Annotated in this window: 17 protein-coding genes; 7 read left to right on the top strand and 10 right to left on the bottom strand. The window is 63.1% G+C overall.

Annotation, left to right across the window (positions count from 1 at the left end):
• The 9 genes from NA5_RS00080 to NA5_RS40035 are packed head-to-tail and all read right to left on the bottom strand — an operon-like array spanning window position 1 to window position 8004.
• Window positions 1-861 carry a sugar phosphate isomerase/epimerase family protein gene (locus NA5_RS00080; protein ID WP_062980510.1) on the bottom strand — a complete coding sequence of 287 codons (861 nt, stop codon included), beginning with the start codon at window positions 859-861 and terminating at the stop codon, window positions 1-3.
• Entirely contained in the window at window positions 858-1970 is a 1113-nt protein-coding gene (locus NA5_RS00085; RefSeq protein ID WP_062980512.1) for a DegT/DnrJ/EryC1/StrS family aminotransferase, read from the bottom strand. The genes NA5_RS00080 and NA5_RS00085 overlap by 4 nt, the downstream gene beginning before the upstream one ends.
• The gene (locus tag NA5_RS00090) at window positions 1967-3133 is read right to left on the bottom strand and encodes a DegT/DnrJ/EryC1/StrS family aminotransferase (protein ID WP_218020022.1); all 1167 of its coding nucleotides are present in this window, start codon (window positions 3131-3133) and stop codon (window positions 1967-1969) included. Before NA5_RS00090 ends, NA5_RS00085 begins: the two co-directional genes overlap by 4 nt.
• A complete protein-coding gene (locus NA5_RS00095) occupies window positions 3130-4161 on the bottom strand; it encodes a Gfo/Idh/MocA family oxidoreductase (RefSeq protein ID WP_084483759.1) in 1032 nt (343 codons plus the stop codon). The genes NA5_RS00090 and NA5_RS00095 overlap by 4 nt, the downstream gene beginning before the upstream one ends.
• Window positions 4158-4559: a DUF6917 domain-containing protein gene (locus tag NA5_RS38935; protein WP_084483760.1), complete on the bottom strand. Its 402-nt coding sequence runs from the start codon at window positions 4557-4559 to the stop codon at window positions 4158-4160. The genes NA5_RS00095 and NA5_RS38935 overlap by 4 nt, the downstream gene beginning before the upstream one ends.
• Entirely contained in the window at window positions 4556-5491 is a 936-nt protein-coding gene (locus NA5_RS00105; protein WP_084483761.1) for a Gfo/Idh/MocA family protein, read from the bottom strand. The genes NA5_RS38935 and NA5_RS00105 overlap by 4 nt, the downstream gene beginning before the upstream one ends.
• Window positions 5475-6077 carry a P-loop NTPase family protein gene (locus tag NA5_RS00110; RefSeq protein WP_062980522.1) on the bottom strand — a complete coding sequence of 201 codons (603 nt, stop codon included), beginning with the start codon at window positions 6075-6077 and terminating at the stop codon, window positions 5475-5477. Before NA5_RS00110 ends, NA5_RS00105 begins: the two co-directional genes overlap by 17 nt.
• Complete coding sequence (locus NA5_RS00115) at window positions 6068-7369, bottom strand: ATP-grasp domain-containing protein (RefSeq protein WP_062980524.1); 1302 nt, start codon at window positions 7367-7369, stop codon at window positions 6068-6070. Before NA5_RS00115 ends, NA5_RS00110 begins: the two co-directional genes overlap by 10 nt.
• 11 nt (window positions 7370-7380) lie before the next feature.
• Window positions 7381-8004, bottom strand: coding sequence for a 2OG-Fe(II) oxygenase (locus NA5_RS40035; RefSeq protein WP_157110151.1), 624 nt, complete (start codon window positions 8002-8004; stop codon window positions 7381-7383).
• 290 nt (window positions 8005-8294) lie between these two features.
• Between NA5_RS40035 and NA5_RS00125 the strand changes: the two genes are divergently transcribed.
• The 6 genes from NA5_RS00125 (at window position 8295) to NA5_RS00150 (ending at window position 16749) form a co-directional block, all read left to right on the top strand.
• Window positions 8295-8939, top strand: a complete 645-nt coding sequence (locus NA5_RS00125; protein WP_062980527.1) for a 2OG-Fe(II) oxygenase — start codon at window positions 8295-8297, stop codon at window positions 8937-8939.
• Window positions 8940-8978: 39 nt separating this feature from the next.
• Window positions 8979-10382 (top strand): aspartate aminotransferase family protein, encoded by a 1404-nt coding sequence (locus NA5_RS00130; RefSeq protein WP_218020023.1) that lies wholly within the window; start codon window positions 8979-8981, stop codon window positions 10380-10382.
• Complete coding sequence (locus tag NA5_RS00135) at window positions 10379-11224, top strand: sulfotransferase family protein (protein ID WP_062980529.1); 846 nt, start codon at window positions 10379-10381, stop codon at window positions 11222-11224. The genes NA5_RS00130 and NA5_RS00135 overlap by 4 nt, the downstream gene beginning before the upstream one ends.
• 6 nt (window positions 11225-11230) lie before the next feature.
• Window positions 11231-12529: a lysine N(6)-hydroxylase/L-ornithine N(5)-oxygenase family protein gene (locus tag NA5_RS00140; protein ID WP_062980531.1), complete on the top strand. Its 1299-nt coding sequence runs from the start codon at window positions 11231-11233 to the stop codon at window positions 12527-12529.
• A 406-nt stretch (window positions 12530-12935) separates the two neighbouring features.
• On the top strand, window positions 12936-14240 hold the full coding sequence (locus NA5_RS00145) for an MFS transporter (RefSeq protein WP_084483762.1): 1305 nt from the start codon (window positions 12936-12938) through the stop codon (window positions 14238-14240).
• A gap of 49 nt (window positions 14241-14289) precedes the next feature.
• On the top strand, window positions 14290-16749 hold the full coding sequence (locus NA5_RS00150) for a lantibiotic dehydratase (protein ID WP_169811234.1): 2460 nt from the start codon (window positions 14290-14292) through the stop codon (window positions 16747-16749).
• A 171-nt stretch (window positions 16750-16920) separates the two neighbouring features.
• Here the strand turns inward: NA5_RS00150 and NA5_RS00155 are convergent, their stop codons facing one another.
• A complete protein-coding gene (locus NA5_RS00155; protein WP_062980539.1) occupies window positions 16921-18246 on the bottom strand; it encodes a carboxyvinyltransferase in 1326 nt (441 codons plus the stop codon).
• Window positions 18247-18347: 101 nt separating this feature from the next.
• Between NA5_RS00155 and NA5_RS00160 the strand changes: the two genes are divergently transcribed.
• Complete coding sequence (locus NA5_RS00160) at window positions 18348-19325, top strand: phosphoribosylaminoimidazolesuccinocarboxamide synthase (protein ID WP_062980541.1); 978 nt, start codon at window positions 18348-18350, stop codon at window positions 19323-19325.
• Window positions 19326-19338 lie beyond the last annotated feature (13 nt).

Below are 19338 nucleotides of genomic sequence, written 5' to 3' on the forward strand. Positions count from 1 at the left end.
TCATGACGTGAAACCAGATCCGGACAGCAGCGCCTGCAGACGGCGACCGTACTCGAGATAGGACTCGCGCATGAACCCACGGTCGACGCTACGGCCATGGATGTGCGGCTGCACCGTCAGATGCGGTTCGACGCAGAAGACGCCGTCGTAGCCCGCCGAAAGCAACTGCGCGACGCGGTCGGTGACGCAGGCAGCGCCTCCCCCGGGCATCGTGAAAACCGCCTCGCCCCCGCCTGACGGGGGCAGTGCGTCTTTGAGGTGGACGTGACGAACCCAGTCTACGGTGTGGGAGAGATAGCCAGCTCCGTCATAACCGTGCGCCACCGGATTGCCGACGTCGAAAAGTAGCCTTAGGTGTGGGCTATCCGCTTCCTCCAATAGCCGCAGCGCACGTTCCGGCGACGACGCCGCCCATCCCGAACAGTTCTCGTGCAGCAGCACGATGTCCAGCTCCTCCGCCCGACGCACCAGTACCCGGATTCGGTCTAGCACGTCGGCGGCCCATTTGGATTCGGACGCGGACGCGTTGGGAAAGGACATGATCCGCACGTAGCGGGTGCCGAGCAGGTGGGCGCGGGCGGCCACCGCGTCGAGCTCGGCCAGCTCAACGGCGAACGGTGTGTCGATCGGCCTCGACCAGTTGCCGATGCGTGAGTCGACGCAGGGCACAGACAACCCGGCGGAGGCAATGAGCTCGGCGATCCGCTCAACGTGGACCAGGGTTAGGTCCCCGACCGCGATGCCATCGACAGTGCGGAGCTCTAGCCAACGCCAGCCCAGCTCCCGGTGGACCCGCACCTGGTCTTCCACGGATACAGCTGCCTCGTCGCCGATTCCGCCGAGGCGGAGCAGACCGGTCACCGGTAGAACTCCAGTACCGAATCGGCAACGTGCTCCACATCGCTGTCGGTGAGCTCCGGCCAGATCGGGAGGGCGAGATTGCGTCTGCCTGCCGCCTCGGCATTCGGAAAGCGGTGGCCGCGCCCGAACCGAGCGAAGGCAGGTTGGCTGGGCAGCGGCAGCGGATAGTAGACGTGGGTGTCGATCCCGCGGTCGGCGAGGTGGAGGCGCAGCTGGTCACGCTGGTCGGTCAGAACCGCGTAAACGTAGTAGCAGCGCCCGTCGCGCCCCGATGGTGGCGGCACCAGCTCGCGCTCACGCAGCGGCTCAAACCGTTCGGTATAGAAGGCAGCGATGTCGGCACGCCGGTCCAGCCGTCGCTGCAGCCCGGAAATTCGGTGCATTAGGAATTCCGCGAGCACCTCGTCCATGCGGCTGTTGTAACCGATCTCGTCGTGCACGAATCGACGGCGCTGACCATGGTTGCGCAGCGCCTGGCACCGGTCGGCCAGTTCGTCGTCGTCGGTGAGGATGACGCCACCTTCACCGATAGCGCCCAACGCCTTCACCTGAAAGAACGAGAACGCGCCGAGGTCGCCCCACCGGCCTGCGGGCCGCCCGCCCAGACGTGCGCCCTGCGCGACAGCAGCGTCCTCGATCAACCGAATTCCGTGCCGCGTGGCCATGTCGAGGAAGGCAGGCATGTCTGCCATCATCGAGAACACGTGTGCCGGCATCGCGGCGACGGTGCGTTCAGTCAAGACACGTTCGGTGAGTTCCGGGTCCAAGGTCATCGATACTGGATCGATGTCGGCGAAGACAGGGGTGCCACCTCGATTGGCCACGGCGCTGGCCACCGGCTGGCAGGAAAAGGCGGGCACCACCACCTCATCTCCGGAGCCGATACCCAACGCGTGCACCGCGACGACAAGCGCGCCTGTACCGCTGCCGACAGCAATGACGTGCCGTGCCCCGGCATCTTTCGCGATTCGCCGTTCGAGCCGAACTACGGCGTCACCGAGGATGAAACGCTGTTCCGCGGCCGCGCCCACGGAACGAACGATGTCGATCGCGATCGCTTTGTCCTCGCCGAACAGTCCCGGCGGAAAGAACGGTACCGAGGCTCTCATCGCGCACTCCTCGCGAACTCGGCAATAGCTCGGCAAACCCAGTCCGCAGCCTCCTCGGTGAGGTCCGGATACAGTGGCAGCGCGAGCGCGCGCTGTGCCGCTTGTTCGGCGACCGGGAAGTCGCCTGCCTGATAACCCAGCTTCGCAAAACACGGTTGCAGGTGCATGGGTTGCGGGTAGTAGATTTCCGTGCCGATGCCGCGGTTGCGCAGATGTTCTGCCAGGCCGTCGCGGTCGTCGACTTCGATGAGATAGACGTACCAGACTTGATTGCTCTGGGCCTGAATGTGCTTGGCCGGTAGTCGGATTCCAGGGAGTTCGGCAAGCTGGCTGTCGTAGAACCGTGCCCACATCGCCCGTCGCGCGATCGCGCGATTCAGCCTGGGGATCCTGGCCAGTAGCACCGACGCCTGAACCTCGTCCATCTTGCTGTTGGTCCCCGAGAGCGATGCGGCGTTGGAGATTCCGGAGATGCGCCCGATGGTTTGCCCCATCCGTCCGTGGTGGCGCAGCACCGCGCAGCGATCCGCAATGAGGGGATCGTCGGTGATCACCATGCCGGCGTCGCCCAGCGCACCGAGTGTCTTGGTCGGGAAGAACGACAGCACGCCGCCAGCCCCGAGCAATCCTGCATGGACGCCGTCGTGGAACATGCCGATCGCCTCCGCACTGTCTTCGATCACCGATATGCCGTGCCGTGCAGCCACTGTGGTGACGGCGGCCATGTCAGCCATTCGATTGAACAGATGGACCGGTATTACGGCTTTGGTCCGCTCGTTGACCGCCGCCGCGACGGCCGTTGGGTCGACGGCGTAGGTGTCCGGATCTATATCGACGAAGACCGGGGTAGCGCCCGCATGGCAAATCGCGGATACCGAGGCGAAGAACGTATAGCAGGGCACGATGACCTCGTCTCCCGACCCGATGCCTGCAGCGCGCAGCAGCAACAGCAACGCGTCGGACCCGCTGTTCACCCCGATCGCGTAGCGTGCGCCGGTGAACTGCCGCACGGCCTGCTCGAGCTGCTCGGTCTTGAGGCCGTGGGAGAACTTGCCGTACTCGAACATCTCGCTCAGATGGCGTTCGATTTCCGGCCATTCGTCGGTGAATGACCGGCGCCCGTCGAAGAACGGGACCACCATCGTTTCAGTGTGGTCGGTCACGGCAGCCTCCGGTTTCCGCGCACAAAATCTGCAGGCATGGCCGTCACAGGCCCCAATTGCCGTGCCGCATTGATGATTTCGACAACCGCCGCACCGAAGTGGACGTCGCAACCCACCTTCGGTCCCCTATCGGCGAAGTACGAATAAACGGCTTGGAGGAACCTGCGAACGGTGTCGTCGTAGAAGAGCTCGGGCCCTGCCATCGGGCCGGCCAGTGACCCCTGGAACAGCTGCGCGTACCGATCGTCGCTACCGCAGGGATAGAATCCGACGAGGCGGCGACCGTCCGCCCAGTCGACGCGAATCGAGCGCTCCCGCCACGGCGCGGTGAGGTCGGAATGCAGCCACAGCGGCACCCCGTCCGCGCTGCGTAAGGCGATTGACGCCGAACCCATATCGTGTTGGCGGTGCTCGCCAACGACTAAGTCTGATGTCGCTGCTCCAACCGCCGCCAATGGCCCGTCGATCAGAGATAGAGCCAGTGCGACCATATGCGGCATCTCGACATCCAGTGCCGAGGTGTGCGCGCTGTTACCCAGGGTACGTTCCAGGCGCGGCTTGAACTGCGTGACAGCGATTTCGCGCACCTCGACGTCGCGGCGTAGTCCGAGTTCTCGGCGAATCCGGTCGGTCAGCAGACTGGCTGTCCAGTTAGCCACAACGAACAGTTCAGTGTCGCCGTCGCGGCATAGCCGGATCAGGCACTCGGCGTCGAAGACGGTGGTGGCCATCGGCTTCTCGACGACGAACTTCCGGTAGCCCAGGCGGTGTGCGGCCATCACGGTCGCGACATGGACTGCGGGGGGTGTGCATACATGCACGACGGTCCGATCAGGATCCGCGGCCGCAGCGAGCTCGCGGCGCAGCACTGGGCTGCCCGGCAAGTCGGCTGGATTTACGTCAGTGGGCTCGACAATGGTGATGTTCCCGGACGCCAATCCAGCGTCAACCAGGTCGGCTATCGCGGGAAGGTGGAACGACGTAGCAGCATGCCCGCACCCGACGACAACGGTGTGCAGCGCGGTCATCCGCGTTGCCCAGCCACGAAGTGGATCGTCTGTCCCACCGTGAGACCGAGATCCGTTGCTGTGTGAAGTCGGTCAGATTCGATGATGACGTTGTAGTGGTTCGGGAAGTGGCAGGCGTCGAACCCGACGACGGTACCTATTATCCGCTCGCCGATCACCGCTGCGTCGCCGACGTCGATAACGCCCGCGTTGCCGATCTCTACAAATCCGAGGAAACCAACGCGATCGACGCGTGCGCCTCCGGATAGGCCTCGGTGGTCTGTGGTGACAAGCTCGTGCACTTCGCCTACCCGAACGCACCGACTCGCCTCGGGGATCAATTCCATGCCGCGGTCATCGCGGCAATGAAACAGCAGCTTGACCACTGTGCCGTGCATGTCGACCTTCACCTGTGTCATCGGGGTGATCCAGCACGGTAGGCGGCGGTAACCAACTCAGCTACCGGACGCCCGGTGTCGGTCCTAGTGTGCTCACCGCGCACCGTATGCACGAACTCGTCGACGACGCCCCGGTATTCGTGCGACAGTGAGGATTTGAACTCGGGGAAGCCCGCGAGCATGTCGGTCCGGTCCACCAAGCCGTGATCCCACATCACCTCGACGGCTTTGTCCTCGCCGCGCTCGTAACTCCAGTCCAAGCTCACCTCTATCTGGGTTCCCGCGGCCGCGCGCAGCTGCACTCGCGCCCACCGGTCGACGCCGAGACTGTCGCGGCGGAGTTCGGCGTCCTCGACCCACATCGGGCCCACCAATTGCAGAGCCGTGTCGAATGCGTTCGGTCCGTTGTCGGCCAAGCATCCAGGACATTCCGCCGGGTCGAGGTACCACGAGTCCCGGCCACAGTGCTCTTCGATTCGCTCGCGGTAGACAAGCTTGAGGCAGTGCGGGGCCGGCCCATCGCGCAGCCGGTCAACAAGCTCAAGGATGTTCTGGTTGTAGCGCCGATGGAATGCCGTGAAGAGCACGCGGTCGACGTCGCCGCTTAGCTGCTCTAGCGCAGCGGCATCGACTGGGTCCGTGGCGAGAGGCTTTTCACAGCACACATGTTTGCCCGCCCGTAGGGCGGCTTCGGCCACCGACCCGTGCAGACTATTCGGCAGTGTGATTACGACGGCATCGAGTCCGGGGGCGGCCAGCAGGGATCGATAGTCGTCGTAGAAATTCGCGCCAGCGGGCGCGCGGGCGGCTTCGCGGTCGCACACACCCACCAGCCGCATGTCCGGTCTGTCCGCCAGCGCGGCCAGATAATACCGGGAGATCACGCCGAGCCCGATGACGCCGACGCCGACCATTGCGTCGTTGCTGGAGTGCGTGTCACTTAGAGAGATCATTGTCCTCACTTATCCCTATGGCCTGCCGCAACGGTCCGTTCAGCCACGCGTTCACCTGGCGCTGGCCCCGCAGGTGCACGATCTGCAGGTCCGGGTAGGGGATCTCGGCAATCAATTCTGTGACTTTGCGCCGGACGGCCGGATGGATACGCCACGCGAACCGGATGATGTGCTCGGGATCGGTGAACACCTCCCGAAACGGTCGCTCGGTATTGCCGTTCCAGAGCTCCCGGCCGAGGATCCGTCCGATCACCGTCCGTTTAATGACGCGGTAGGTGCACAAGGCGCGCGAGTGATCCAGCCAGATCAACACCTCGGCATTGCGGGCCAAATGGTCACGCACCGGGTCACCCTGCCACTCGATCACCCATCTGGGCCCGGACGTGAACTCGATGACGTCGCGCTCCCAAGAGTCGCGCACCGTCCACCCCGGACCGTGGTACAACGAGTCCAGTTCGACGTAGGGTATGCCAAGCAGTTCCCTGAGGGTTCGAGCGAGCCGGGTCTTGCCTGAACCCGACGAACCCGCGACTGTGATCCGCGACGGCCGCCCCCGCAGTCGATCGTCAGGCGTCATCAGCGGCACGGCGCCCCCTCAATTGGCTGCGGCTCAATTAACGGCAATCCGATGTCCTTCTCGAAGCGTTTTAGTAGGTCGTTGGCTGTGTGCATGGCTTCGCTCCAGGTCTGGCCCTCGACTACGAACCTGCCAAGCAGGTCCCGTTCACCTACAACCGTGCCAGGCTTAAGTAGGAAGCTTTCGAAGCTGACGAGTCCGCTGTCCGAGCCGGTGGCCCACGCCACGTCGACATCCGGGGGGACTGTGGCAGACCTGGCCGACATGAGCCGTCGCGAAGTGATTGTCCGGGTGGTGCTATCAAGCGGCGTGGGTCGCAACTTGCGCCCCAAATGCAGGTCGAGAATGTAGTCGCAGAAGTCCGTCCCGGTGAGGGTTTTGTACATGGGGGCCATTACCCCTCCCATCGCTCGCGGGTTGATCTCGACGAGCACCGGGCCATGGTCGGTGACCAGCATCTCAACATGGAAGACGCCGAACGTGAGATCGACTGCCCGACACACCGCCTCGGCGTAATCGAAACAATCGCGAGCCTGCTCGGTTGACATCGGGGCGGGAAGCACTGCGCCCACCTCGACGCAGTCGTCGAGTCGGCCGCGCGATCGGCCGCAGATGAGGAAAGGCCAACATTGGTCGCCATTCAGGGCGATTTCGGCGGAAACCAGTTCACCTGCAACGTATTCCTCGATTATGATCCCCCGGTCTATTAGGCGCCGAATCTTCAAAGGCGTATTCGGCGCCGCAGAAGCGTGCAGGATCGCGTCGACTGCATCTTGGGCGGCGGCCAGGCCGTCGACCTGACGGGCGAATACACTGTCGATGCCCCCCACGGGCTTGACCACAGCGGGATAGCCGACAGCCGCGGCGAGTTCGCGGACCCTGGACCGGTCGTCCACGACAGTATATCTGGCGGAGGCCAGGCCCGCTTGGGCGATGAGCGCACGGGTGCGCGACTTGTCGCGGACATTGGTTACCCCCTCGGGCGAGGCGAATGGCAGGCGGAAGCGCTGGCATGCAGTAGCGAGCGCCTCGAAAGTCGGGTCGTAGTGACCGATGACGGCGTCGACGCGTCGACCCGCGTGAACCCGCTCGATCGCGGCGGCGAGTATGTCCGCGTCGGCGGTGTCGGGGATGTCGATGACCTTGTCCAGCCGTGACAGCAACTCGAAGAACGCCGCGTCCGGGTGGTAGTAGCTCGCTGCCGCACCCCGGATGAAGGTCACTGCGTGCCCGCGCTCGACCGCACGACGCAGTACATGGATGCCCGCCTGGGTCATGTCGACGAAGAGGATATGCTCCACCGCCGGTTTACCTATGCCCGCCAGAATTCCAACATCATGAGCAACCGCTCGAACTGTCCACCCGTATCGACGGCCGCGATTCGGTGCCAACTGGATTCGGTTGGGGTGAAGGTTATACACCGACCGCCCATCGGTACGGTTTCACGAACCGGTGCATCGGCCGATTTGCGGCTGAATGCCTGAAATTCGCCACCGTACTCGGGAAGCCAAGTTTCGTTCAGGTAGAGCCCGAAAGTCAGCGCCTTTTCGAGTTTGCCGGTGTCGATTGTCGTGAAATCGCCGTCCTCGAAAACATACAGGCCTACGCCCAATGGGCAGGCGCGCAGATCTACCTGGACCTCATCGGACAGCCATTCCTGGAACGGCCTAGACAAGGCGCCGTCCACAAGATCGGACCATGGCTGCGGCAATCGGTCAGCTGCTGTGGTACGTTCGCCCTCGCTTACAGGCTCGCACCGCCACATCCGGTACTCTTTGCGCCACTGCGCCCCGCTTTTGATCTCCCTACTGAACACGGTTCTGTCGGGGACTGTCGCATTGAGCGCAGCCAAGTCTTCGCGCGACAGGAGCCCATCGCCCGAGTAATGGACGAAGGGCAAATCGTAGCGAGAGAGTTTGAGGCCTGTCCGAATCACGCTAGAGTTCCCCCTCCTAGTTCATACGGCAATCGAGTCGGGCCAGCGCGGCCACAAAATACGAATTACTCGGCAGCGCTTGAGAGTTCGAGGTCCCGATACCGGATCAACTATAGACCTACCCGCACCGCGGGCGTCAAGCCATTGACTGTTAAATCTGCTCGATTAGCATGTCGGCAAAGACCTTTGAGCCGCTTGGGGGCATCCGGTGATCGCATGGGTGATGAATTCCCCCTCGGCCTTGAGTCCGCGCCTAAGCTGGCGTTGTCGAACAAGTGCGAGAGGTTGACATGCTCATCAATACGGGGCGGCAATTTAATACGGCCACCGAGCCATTCGAGTTTCACCTGGTGGAAAATGCGCTATCGCAACGCGATGTGAATTCGCTAGAGTCCACGGCCCCGAAAGATGGGTTCAAGCGGATCGAGGTACACGATCCGAATCACGAGAAGCAGTACACGATGAATCTCCGATATCTCTTCCGCGACGACAACCCGTACGGGACCGTCGACGATCTGTCGCCGTCATGGCGCCAGCTGCTCGACGAACTTCGCAGCGAGGAGTTCATCAACTGGCTGGAAGAGGGGACCTCGCTGAAGCTTCGCGACCTGTCGACAGATATCGGCATCTACACCCACGACGACAACGACTACATCTCCGTTCACAAGGACAAACCGAACAAGGCGCTTACCGCCATCTTGTATCTCAACTCGAGCTGGCCGTCTGACGGTGGCGGCCATTATGAGGTCAGGGTGTCGCCGGATCCTCGGATCGATCCGGTTCGACGTATCGCGCCCGAGGGCGGCCGTTTGCTGGTCTTCCCGCCCACCGACCAGTCCTGGCACTCGGTCTCGCCGATCTCTACCGGTGGGAAGATCACAAGATTGACGGTGCAGCTTGAGTTCTGGCTGACCAATGTCGATCGCAGGCATTGAGGGGGTCCGGCCTTGTCTCCTCAGGAGTTCCACGGTGGCGTGGACACGGTTTTCGTCAACGGTGCCGGTCTGCAGGGGCCTGTCGTCCGCATTCCACCGCCCGGTCCGCGTAGCAGGGCACTGCTAAACCGACAGGCGACGACGGAATCCAGCGCGCGGTCCTATCCGCGCCGCTTGCCGATCGCCATCAGGCGTGGCGAAGGCAGTCTCGTGGAGGACGAGGACGGCAACGTCTTCATCGATTTCCTCACTGGCGCGGGCGCCATAGCACTTGGCCACAGTCACCCCGAGCTCGTCGAGACGGTGCAGCGTCAGGCGATGCAGCTAACGCAGGCACTGGACTTTCCGACGCGCGTCAAGGACGAGTTCATCTCCGCGCTGCTCGGCATCTTGCCCGCCGAGCTTTCAGAGACGACCCGAATCTTGTGCTGCGGACCGACTGGAGTCAACGCAGTGGAGGCGGCGATCAAACTCTGTAAAAAGGCAACCGGCCGTAGCGAGATCATCGCCTTCCACGGCGGGTTCCACGGCATGTCACATGGAGGTATGGCGCTGTCCGCCGATCCGCGTCCGCGCGCTGGTATTGCCAACACGATGCCCGGTGTGCACTTCTTCCCCTTCTCGTATTGCTACCGCTGCCCGATTGGGCTGAGCCCTGACACGTGCGAAACGAACTGCGTCCGCTACCTCGAGCAGACACTCTCGGACACCCACAGCGGAATGACGAAGCCTGCTGCCGTGCTGCTCGAGCTGATCCAAGGAGAAGGAGGCGCGATACCCGCCACGGTCGACTTCGTTCGTCGCGTTCGCAAGTTGACGAGCGATCTGGACATCCCGCTGATCGTCGACGAGATACAGACTGGGTGTGGCAGAACCGGGCAGTGGTTTGCGTTCGAGCACTACGCCATCCGCCCCGACGTCGTCATTCTGTCGAAGATGTTGTCCGGCATCGGAATGCCGATCGCGGTGGTGTTGTATGACGAGCGGCTGGATCAGCTGGAGCCAGGCGGGCACACCGGAACCTTTCGCGGCAACCAGCTGGCGTTCGCAGCCGCAACGACCCTAATCAAGGTCATGGAACGCGACGGCGTACTAGACAATGTGCGCGAACGCGGGCGTCAGGCACGCGAGCACCTGGAGCGCGTCTGCTCGGATCGTGCGGAGTTCGTCGCCGATGTCCGGTCGACCGGTCTCATGATCGGTGTCGAGTTGGCCCGGCGCAGCAACCATGCGCCATGGCCTGAGGTCGCCGCCGCGGTACAGGCCGAGGCACTGCGCCGCGGTCTGATTCTCGAAATCGGCGGCCGCAGCGGCAGCGTGGTGCGGATGCTGCCGCCGCTTAACGTCTCGCGCGACACTATGGCCACCGCGCTCGCAATCTTCGACGCCGCGCTCAATGCCGCGGTGCGTACCACAGTCGATCCACATGGGCTGGCAGTGTGACACCCGCGAAAACGCCGAGCGCGGAGCTGCGCGACATGTTGGCGAAGGCGTATGACTGCCGCATCACGCTGGCGTCCCCGCCACGGGTCGGCTCGACACCGGTGGCGCGGCTGCTGTGGGAACATCCGTCCGTTACCCACCACTGCCATGAGCCGTTCGAGGCACTCTATTGGGGCACGGCCGACGTGGCCAGTGTCGAGCGGAATCTGTTTTCGCCCATGCTCGTGGCAACCGGTGAGCGTGCCACACTGCCTGACGGCGGTGGTCTGCTGGCCAAGGAGATGAGCTTCCAGCTCGACGACGATCAGTTCCTCTTCCTCGCGCGGCTCGCGACGTCGCCCGTGTTGTTTGTCATCCGCGACCCTATCCTGGCGACGACATCGCGACTGCGTGTTGTGCAAGAACTGTACGGGCGGAACACGTTCGAGCCATGGGAAAGTGGATGGGATGCGCTGACCCGGCAGGTCGAGCTCTGCCTGCGAGAGGGAATACCTTACGTCGTACTCGACTCGAACGACTTGCGGTCTGAACCTGCCGTGGTCGCGTCGGCTCTGCTTGACGCGCTTGGCCTGCCGCAAGTACCGGGATTGAATCGCTGGCGGGCACGGCCAGGCCTGCAACTGTGCACGCCGGAGGTCGGCGCACTCATGAGCGACAAGAGAACCTCCGATGATCCGTTCTATCGACGGGTGCTGGCCAGTGTCGGGGTCCAGCCGCCGGATACGCCGGATGAGCAGTCCCAGCGGCAGCTCATCGCCGCAGCGGGCTTGATCAACCACGTCGCGCGATGGAACGACGTGTACAGCCTGCTGCGGCAGCAGCGTTTGCGACCCGAGGAGTGAGGAAAGATGGAGGAGAATGGCTACGACGTTCTTGGTATCGGCTTCGGACCGGCAAACCTGTCGCTGGCGATCGCGATACGGGAGGACTCCTCGCCCGTGCGTCCTCACTTCGTCGAAGCACGTACCGATCCGAAGTGGCAGGGCGGAATGCTGCTGGACGGGTCGAACATCCAGAACCATCCTTCGAGAGACCTTGTGACCCTACGCAACCCGCAGAGCAGATACAGCTTTCTCAACTACCTATTCGAAAACGACCGGTTGGTTGAGCATCTGAATCTTCCTATGGAATTCCCGTTGCGCAAGGAGTATGCAGACTACATCAGCTGGGCGACACGCCAATTCGACGACTGTGTGACCTTCGGGGCCATGGTGACGGACATCAAGTTTGACCGGCACCGCAGCACGCCCGTCTATGTCGCGGTTACATCGGACGGCGCAGAGTACGTGGCGCGGTCGCTGGTCCTTGCCACCGGGAGGACTCCATACGTGCCGTCCCTGTTCGACGGCCTGAGCACGAAAATGATCTTTCACCTTACCGACTACCTATACCGCATCGAGGAATTGGATTCGCCGCCGAACCAGATCGCCGTGGTAGGTGGGAGCCAGAGCGGCGTGGAAATCGTGTTGGACCTGGCACGCAGATACCCCGGTGCACGCGTCTCCCAGTACGTCCGCGCGCATTCGCTGCGACTGAAGGACACCAGTCCCTTCAGCGAGGAGGGATACTTTCCCGAGTTCACCGACTACTACTATCGGGCTAGCCGTAGCGGGAAGCGGATTCTCGATGCATACATGCGTCCAACCAACTATTCATCGAGCGATGCGGACGTGTTGCATCAGCTGTACAACCTGATCTACGAGCAGCGCATCGACCGAGCCCAGCGCCTGTTCGTCGAGGGGGACAGCGAGATCTCTGCTGTCGCGGAAGTGGAAGACGGAGTGCGCCTACGCATCCGCGATCTACAAAGTGGAGCGACACGCGACGACGAGGTCGATATTGTTGTACTAGCCACCGGTTTCCGGGATCTGGGACCCGAGGATCATCAAGAACCTTATCCGCCGTTGTTGGCGGAGATCGCCGATAGTTTTCGCTTCGACTCGGATGGCTACCTGGAGATCAACGACGACTACAGTCTGCGCGCGGTTCGTCCCCAGACACCCCCGATATTCCTCAACGGGTTGTGCGAATCAACGCACGGAATCGGTGACGCTGGGTCGTTCAGCCTGTTGTCATTGCGCGCAAAGCGGATCCGAGACGGCCTGCTGAAGAGTGCCGTCGACCTTGCCCGCATGGGCGACGAATGAGCTTCCGGAGCCAACCCCTGTGCGGTGATCTGTTGTGTCAGTTCGCGCGAGTCGGGGTTCTAGGTGGTTTTCGTACGCCGACTGGCCCAGATGAGGTGCGGACAGGTGCGGACAGGCTCCGCAAGGCGTCCGGGTGTCACTGCTTGGCGGTCGCAGCCGTGGGTGCCGTAGCGGAAGGTGGCCGTGTGGGTTTCGCCGCAGGCGCGGGTGACCGGGACGACTCCGATCTCGGCGCGCCGCCGGTCGAAGCCGGTGGCGTCTCCCAGGATCGGCCGGACCTCGTCGATGAACTAGGCCAGGTTGCCTGTGCCGACACGGGGCCAGTCGGTCAGCAGCTGGACGCAGCGACGCGCGGACACCGCTGTAGACACTCATTCTGCTCATCGAATGGCCCGCGACCCAAGCTATGCAGCCGACGGGACCGAGAGGGCAGAAACCTGTCTGCCCGGGTGGCAGGAAGAATGGTGCCCAAGTGAATCAACGCCCAGGCCTCTGGACAGGAGGGTTTGCCTCATTCCTCGTCGGCTACGGTCTGTCCTCCGTCGGCGACGGGGTCCTATTCGTCGGGGTGACGTGGTGGGTGGTTGAGCGCAGCCACTCGCCGACAGCCCTTGGGCTCGTGCTCACTGCCGCTACACTCGGCACGCTCCTCACGCTCCCGTGGGCCGGCGTGCTCATCGACCGCGGCGATGTGCTGAAATTGCTTGCAATCGCGGATATCTGGCGTGCTGGCATCTTGTGTGTGCCGCTGATGATCATGTGGACCCTCGGCTCGGTGGACGTACTGGTGCTCGCCTTGGCGTGTTTCCTAGCCGCGCTCGGTTCGGGTGTTGCTCGACCGGGCGGTCTGGCGTTGATTCCGCGATTGGTCGGCCGAAATGAATTAGTGCGGGCGAACGGCGCATTTGGCACGGTCAGGAAAGTTGCGTTGCTCGGCGGACCATCGCTCGGCGGCATCATTGTCGCGGCGTTGGGCCTGGAAGGTGTACTGGTCTTCGAGATCTTGTCGTTCCTCGTCTCGGCGGTCATCGTCATCGCCCTTCGCAGGACAGTGCCCGCAGCGACGACGACCCGGAACCAGCCGACGACACTACGGGCAGGCCTTGCCGCGCTGAGGAGCTCCCCGTCATCGCGGACCAGCGTCGTGGTGGTCGCGGTGGCCAACGTGGCCCTGTCCATGTACACCCTCGCGGTTCCGATCACCGCGTCACACATTGGGCGTGGGGCGGGTGGTCTGTGGGCCTATGCCGGTGTGCAGTCAGCGTTCCAGGCGGGCATGGTTGCAGTCGGAATCGTCACCTCAAGCAGGGGTGGCAGGCGGCTCAGCCCATCGACTGGCGTCATAGGCCTGTCGCTGGCCTGCATGACCATAGGCGTATTGACCGGCGCACTAGCGCGATCCGCGCCGACGCTGATTGTGAGCGGGTTCCTCGTTGGCGTCGGAATCATGACCAGCTCGATTCTGTGTGATAGTTGCCTGCAAACCGGCATCCCCTTGGAACTGCAAGGACGCGTGCAGGGACTATCGCAGTTCGCGTCGATGGCCCTTCGACCCTTCGGCTCGACGATGGCCGGAGTAATGGCGGCGGGGTTGGGACCGGGTGCTGTCTTTGTGGCCGCCGCGTCGCTAACCGCTGGTCTCGCAGCCGTGGTCGTCGTGTTCCGCGCCTACCACACCGACGTACTTGAGCCGGAAACCCCGTCGATCTGACATCCGAGACTTGGAGGCTTTCATGGTGGTCGTGTCAAACGAGTCGACGATGCTGGAAACCGTTGTTCTACGCATGGCCGGATACCCGCATTGGCTGCTGCGGTCGGTCGCTGCGCCGCAAACCTGCACTGAAGCCGAAGCGGTCCTTCGCAGATGGGACCAGGTAGGTGGCCTCGTGTCAGACGTCGTGAAGGCCCTCCGTGCCGACCTCGATGGCACGTCGTCGGTCGACAACCGGGCCGTGTACGACGTCGGGATGCGCAGACCGGTGGCGCCCAACGGTGCATTGAGCAGCCGCACCAGCACCTTGATTGGCGACTACAACCGCCTCGTCGGCGATCTGGAACTGTCGCTGACACGTTTCGAGCACAGCCTTGCAACTCAGCTCGCCCGAACACGTGATGCCATCCGGCTGGTTTTCGCTGACGAAGATCTACAACAGGTGATCTTGCTGTCGAGCGGCGCGCTCTACCCGGATTTTGTCGACTGGATGACGTCCCAGAACCCCTCGCCGTCGCGGACCCGCAAGATGACCGACGTGCTAACGATGTATCTGCAGCGGATCGCGGCGAAGAATGATACGAGTTCGCATTTCGGCCCGTTTGCCGTCGGAACCGTGACGGACACGATCGCAGGCATTGACTGGACACCAGGAGTACTGCAGCGGCGGGCGTTCCTGTCGCACTGGGCGGCGACGGCGCTCGCCCGCTCAGCGCTCGCCTCGGACTCAGGCGCAGTCGTTCCGCGACCGGCCCCATTGGCGTTCGTGGAGACCAATGGTCTTACGGTCTATTCCTTCGGCGGTGATGCGTCATCTCTGTCCGAATTGCGGGTCGAACACACCATGCCGCTGAGCCAGGATGATCGCCTGGCGCTGTCTTTGGTCGACGGGCGAAGGACGACGGCGCAAATCGTCGCCGAACTTGCCGCCGCAGATGTACCCGCTCCAGATGTCGTCCTAGAGAACCTTGTCGAGGCGAAGGCCGTCATCGGCGAGGTCGAACTCCCAGCAGGCGAAGCCGATACCGTCGCCACGCTTGCCCGGACGATTCGGTACACGCAGATGGGCGCGCCAATCGTAGATGGCATCCACAACACCTTGCGATCGTTTGAATCCGCGCCTGCTGCCGAGCGGGTGGTATTGCTGGACCGACTCAAACGCGAATTTCATGAGCGCACCGGCGTTCCGGCGGACCGAGGAGAAGGGCGGCATTATGCCGACCGCGCCCTGATCTTTGAGGATGCGACAGCGCCGATGCAGGAGTTAAGGATTGGCTCAATACTGCGAGATTACATCGTGGGCGATCTTCGGATTTTCTACCACATGATGCTCGTCGGCCCCCGGATCAGGTTCGCCAACGAGCGCGAAATTCTACGAGCCTGGGTCGTCGACACCTTCGGCCGTGACCGGGCTGTTCCGTTAGGTCGGCTGCTGGAGCGGTTCATCGACGCCCGGCCTGAGATCGCCGCCCGCGTGGCGAATGTGAACCGCTCAGCACGTCAGGTCGAGGCTGAGTTGCTGACGCTATGCCTCGATGGGTGGGACGGGAGGGCGGCAGAGGTCGAGATTTCCGCGGACGATATCTGGACATTCCTCGGCCGGCAAACCAAGGGGATTCCGGCGGTGTGCAATCCAGACGTCATGATCGGCGCTGACAGTGCCGATGACATCGCCGAACGTCGCTTCTACGGGGTAGTCGGGGATTGTCATGTGCTTCGTGACGTCATCTCCCATGGCGGGTTTGCCGCATTCTGGGACGAGGTATCGACTCCTGGCCTGCGACACGAACTGGCTCGTGCGTACCGAGCCGTGCTGGCACCGGATGAGACTCTCGTGGACGTCGTGCGACGACATGAATCGAAAACGTCGTCGCAATACGACTTCGCGCTGACGCATCTGGAGCTAACTGGACGCTCGCCAAAGGACCGCGCTAACGTCCTCCTGCCGAGCGGATTGTTCGTCGTTGCCGACGACAGCCAGATTGCACTGCACTCGCCGCAATTCCCTGGCCGTATCAGGCTTACCGCAGGAATCTCGCGGTCCGGGACGGTTGCCCACGACCCGACTGCCGCGTTCTCATTTCCACGCTCGCGGGGCGGAGGATTGTTCGACGGCGTCGATATGGATTACATTCCGCGCCTCCGCTGCGGCAACACCGTGCTTCGCAGGCGGCGATGGCTGCTGCGAGCGCCAGTTTTGCGGCCCATGACACTCAATCGACGCACCATCTCTCAAGATGCGGCGAACTATCTCTCGGTGATCGAGATGAAGCAACGCATGGGATTTCCCGACCACTGCTTCGCAAAGTTCAACTTCGAGCCAAAACCGATATATGTCGACTGGTCCTCACCACTGCTGGCCAGACAGTTCGCCAAGCTCTGCCGGATCATGACCAAGGATGACTTGGTGCAGGTATCCGAGATGCTCCCAGGCCCCGATGACCTGTGGCTCACTCGCGACGGCCACCGCTACACCTCTGAACTCCGCTGCGTGGTCATGGTCCAATAGGTCAGCAGTTCAGGTGCCGGATTTCGACATACTGCTGCGACATCCGCGACTCCTGTCCGAACTGCCCCGACACATCGCCTCGCCGCGTTCATCTATCGGTGCCTGGGGCGCACTTTGGCCGAATACGGCCTCCCGCGCAGCCATTTGTGGCCCTGCGTACGACCCATCAACCTAGACCGTGATTCGGTCAACCTCGGCTCCGAGCGAACACAGACGCTCTACCAGGCCGCCGTAACCGCGGTCCAGGTGGTTCACCCCCTCGACGACCGTGCATCCGCGCACGCTCATGGCCGCCGCGACGCAGACCGCCGCGCTCCTAGTGTCTGCGGGAGTCAGCCTCTGCGAGGTCGGCCGCAACGGCACGGGGTTGACCTCCAATCGACCGTCGTGCACCGTCATCTGGGCACCGAGCCGATTCAGTTGCTCGGCGTAATCGAAGCGATGACCCCAGATCAGGTCGCGAACCGTCGACCGGCTGGTGGCGCCGTTGAGCACGAGTGCGAGTAGCGGCGTGATATCGGTGGAAATACCAGTCGACGCGGCGACCAGATCCCTACCCAGATAGGGGCCATTCGCGGTGGCAAGTGCGACGCTTGTCGGCGACACCGACGGTCGGATACCAAGACCGCCCAAGAAGTCCAGCTCGCGGTGTACGGCTGAGAACAGCCGTGGCGTCTCCGCGCACCGCGCGACGATCGTGCTGTTGGTGACCGCTGCGATGACCTGCCAGGTCGCGAATTCGACCGGACACGGCATCAAACGATGGCTCGCCGCAGTCCCAGCTGTCGCGCCGGTAACCACCCAGCAGGCGTCCCGCTGTTCGATCTCGATGCCCAGTTTGCGCAGGATGCTGATGAGCTCATGCTGAGCTTCCCGGCTGTGCGGATGCAGGACGATACTGGTGCCCGGTGCGACCGCAGCCATCAACAACGCGGTCTTCGAGGCACCGGAGACGTGTGGTCCCTCGGGTGACGTTGGATCGGTCGACCACCGTCGTAGATCCACGGTCGCGGGTACGAGTCGGTCGGCCCGGACTCGCACAGTACCGTCGCTCGACCACTCCCACCGGGCGCCAAAAGCTTCCATAACCTCGAGCATGTGCCGCATAGGTCGGGCAAGGCCGCGCTCGAACCGGCCGAGCCCGTCGCCACCTGCGCCGGGGAACGTCACCGCGCCTCGGTTGGCCACGACCGCCGGCAGCATGTAGAGCGACCCGTGGATGCGACGGGCGAACTCGGCAGGGACTGTGTCTGCCGTGATCGCGCCGTCGACGACGAGGCCCGCGTCGGTGGTTGTGACGGACCCGCCGAGGGCGCGCACGATCTCGGTCAGCGCGAAACGGTCCGTGATCGCCGGAGCGTCAAGCAGAGTCAACGTTGCCCCGGTGGCGATGGCAGCGGCGAAGGCGAGCACCGTGCCGTGCTTGGTCCCGGGAAGATCGACGGTTCCCCGCAGCTGGTTTCCACCAACTATTCGCAGCGCCTGATCATTGGTCACACCGCTAGAGGCTATGGGTGGAGCGGCTACGACAGCTACGTCGGTTCCATCTGGCAGAACCACGCGCACAGATATGGCATGAAGGGGCGCACACTGACCGAGTGCCCAAGCGCTTTTCAACCAAGACATTGACCGTTGTCGAAGAGCCCAGCGAGAGTCGGCCTGGCATAGGGATTTTCGAGTACACCGACGACTACTCCGTCTTCCACTATGGCAAGATGCCCGACCGGATTCCCGGTAAGGGCGAAGCAATCGCGCGGATGGTCGCGTTCAACTCGGAGCTGTTGAAAGAGGCTGGGGTACAGACACATTTCCGTCGGTTCCACCCACCCAACCACATCGAGGTGGAGCTGGTTCGGGTACTCGATCCAGCCGTCGCGCCGATAGCTGCCGACGAGCGCAATTACCTTGTGCCACTGCAGGTGATCTTCCGTAACGAACTGCCTGCGGGCAACTCGCTGCGACGACGTCTCGCGGGGGGCGCCGTGAGCCTGTCCGACCTGGGTCTGGATACGCTCCCTGCCGATGGCGTGTGCTTCGATCCGCCACTGATCGAATTCACCACCAAACTGGAGGAAATCGACCGCTTCGTCACCGCCGACGAAGCGCGCCGAATCGCCGCGTTGGATCAGCAACAGCTAGCGCGCGTGCGGGAGCTGACCCAGCTCGTGGATCGGGTGATCACTGCCCACGCCAAGTCAGTCGGCTTGGAACATGCCGACGGCAAGGTGGAGTACGGCATCGATGGCAACGGAAACGTCATGCTGGTGGACCAGGCCGGCACGCCTGACGAGAACCGGCTGACTTTACGGGGATTCCCTCTGGGCAAGCAGGTGTTGCGCGACTTCTACCTGGCCCGCGACCTGGAGGCGCAGGTACAGCGGTGGGCCGCCAATGGTGTCCCGCGCAGTAGTTGGGCACGGCCGGAACCGCTGCCCGTCGGGTTCGTCGCCCCCATCGCGGACATGTATCGGTCGCTGTGCGAGGCATGGACCGGCGAGCGGGTGTGGGGCGCACCGCCGCTCGACGAAGCCTTGGCGACCGTCACCCTACTCAATACTGGAGCGGTGGCTTGGTGATCTTGGGGGGCGG

It is taken from the genome of Nocardia anaemiae NBRC 100462, from assembly GCF_001612725.1.
GTDB lineage: Bacteria > Actinomycetota > Actinomycetes > Mycobacteriales > Mycobacteriaceae > Nocardia > Nocardia anaemiae.

Coding starts and splice junctions, on each gene's coding strand:
- NA5_RS00085 (WP_062980512.1), bottom strand. CDS start 1,970: ATGAGAGCCTCGGTACCGTTCTTTCCGCCGGGACTGTTCGGCGAGGAC.
- NA5_RS00150 (WP_169811234.1), top strand. CDS start 14,290: ATGCTGGAAACCGTTGTTCTACGCATGGCCGGATACCCGCATTGGCTG.
- NA5_RS00140 (WP_062980531.1), top strand. CDS start 11,231: ATGGAGGAGAATGGCTACGACGTTCTTGGTATCGGCTTCGGACCGGCA.
- NA5_RS38935 (WP_084483760.1), bottom strand. CDS start 4,559: ATGACACAGGTGAAGGTCGACATGCACGGCACAGTGGTCAAGCTGCTG.
- NA5_RS00125 (WP_062980527.1), top strand. CDS start 8,295: ATGCTCATCAATACGGGGCGGCAATTTAATACGGCCACCGAGCCATTC.
- NA5_RS00145 (WP_084483762.1), top strand. CDS start 12,936: ATGCAGCCGACGGGACCGAGAGGGCAGAAACCTGTCTGCCCGGGTGGC.
- NA5_RS00095 (WP_084483759.1), bottom strand. CDS start 4,161: ATGACCGCGCTGCACACCGTTGTCGTCGGGTGCGGGCATGCTGCTACG.
- NA5_RS00105 (WP_084483761.1), bottom strand. CDS start 5,491: ATGATCTCTCTAAGTGACACGCACTCCAGCAACGACGCAATGGTCGGC.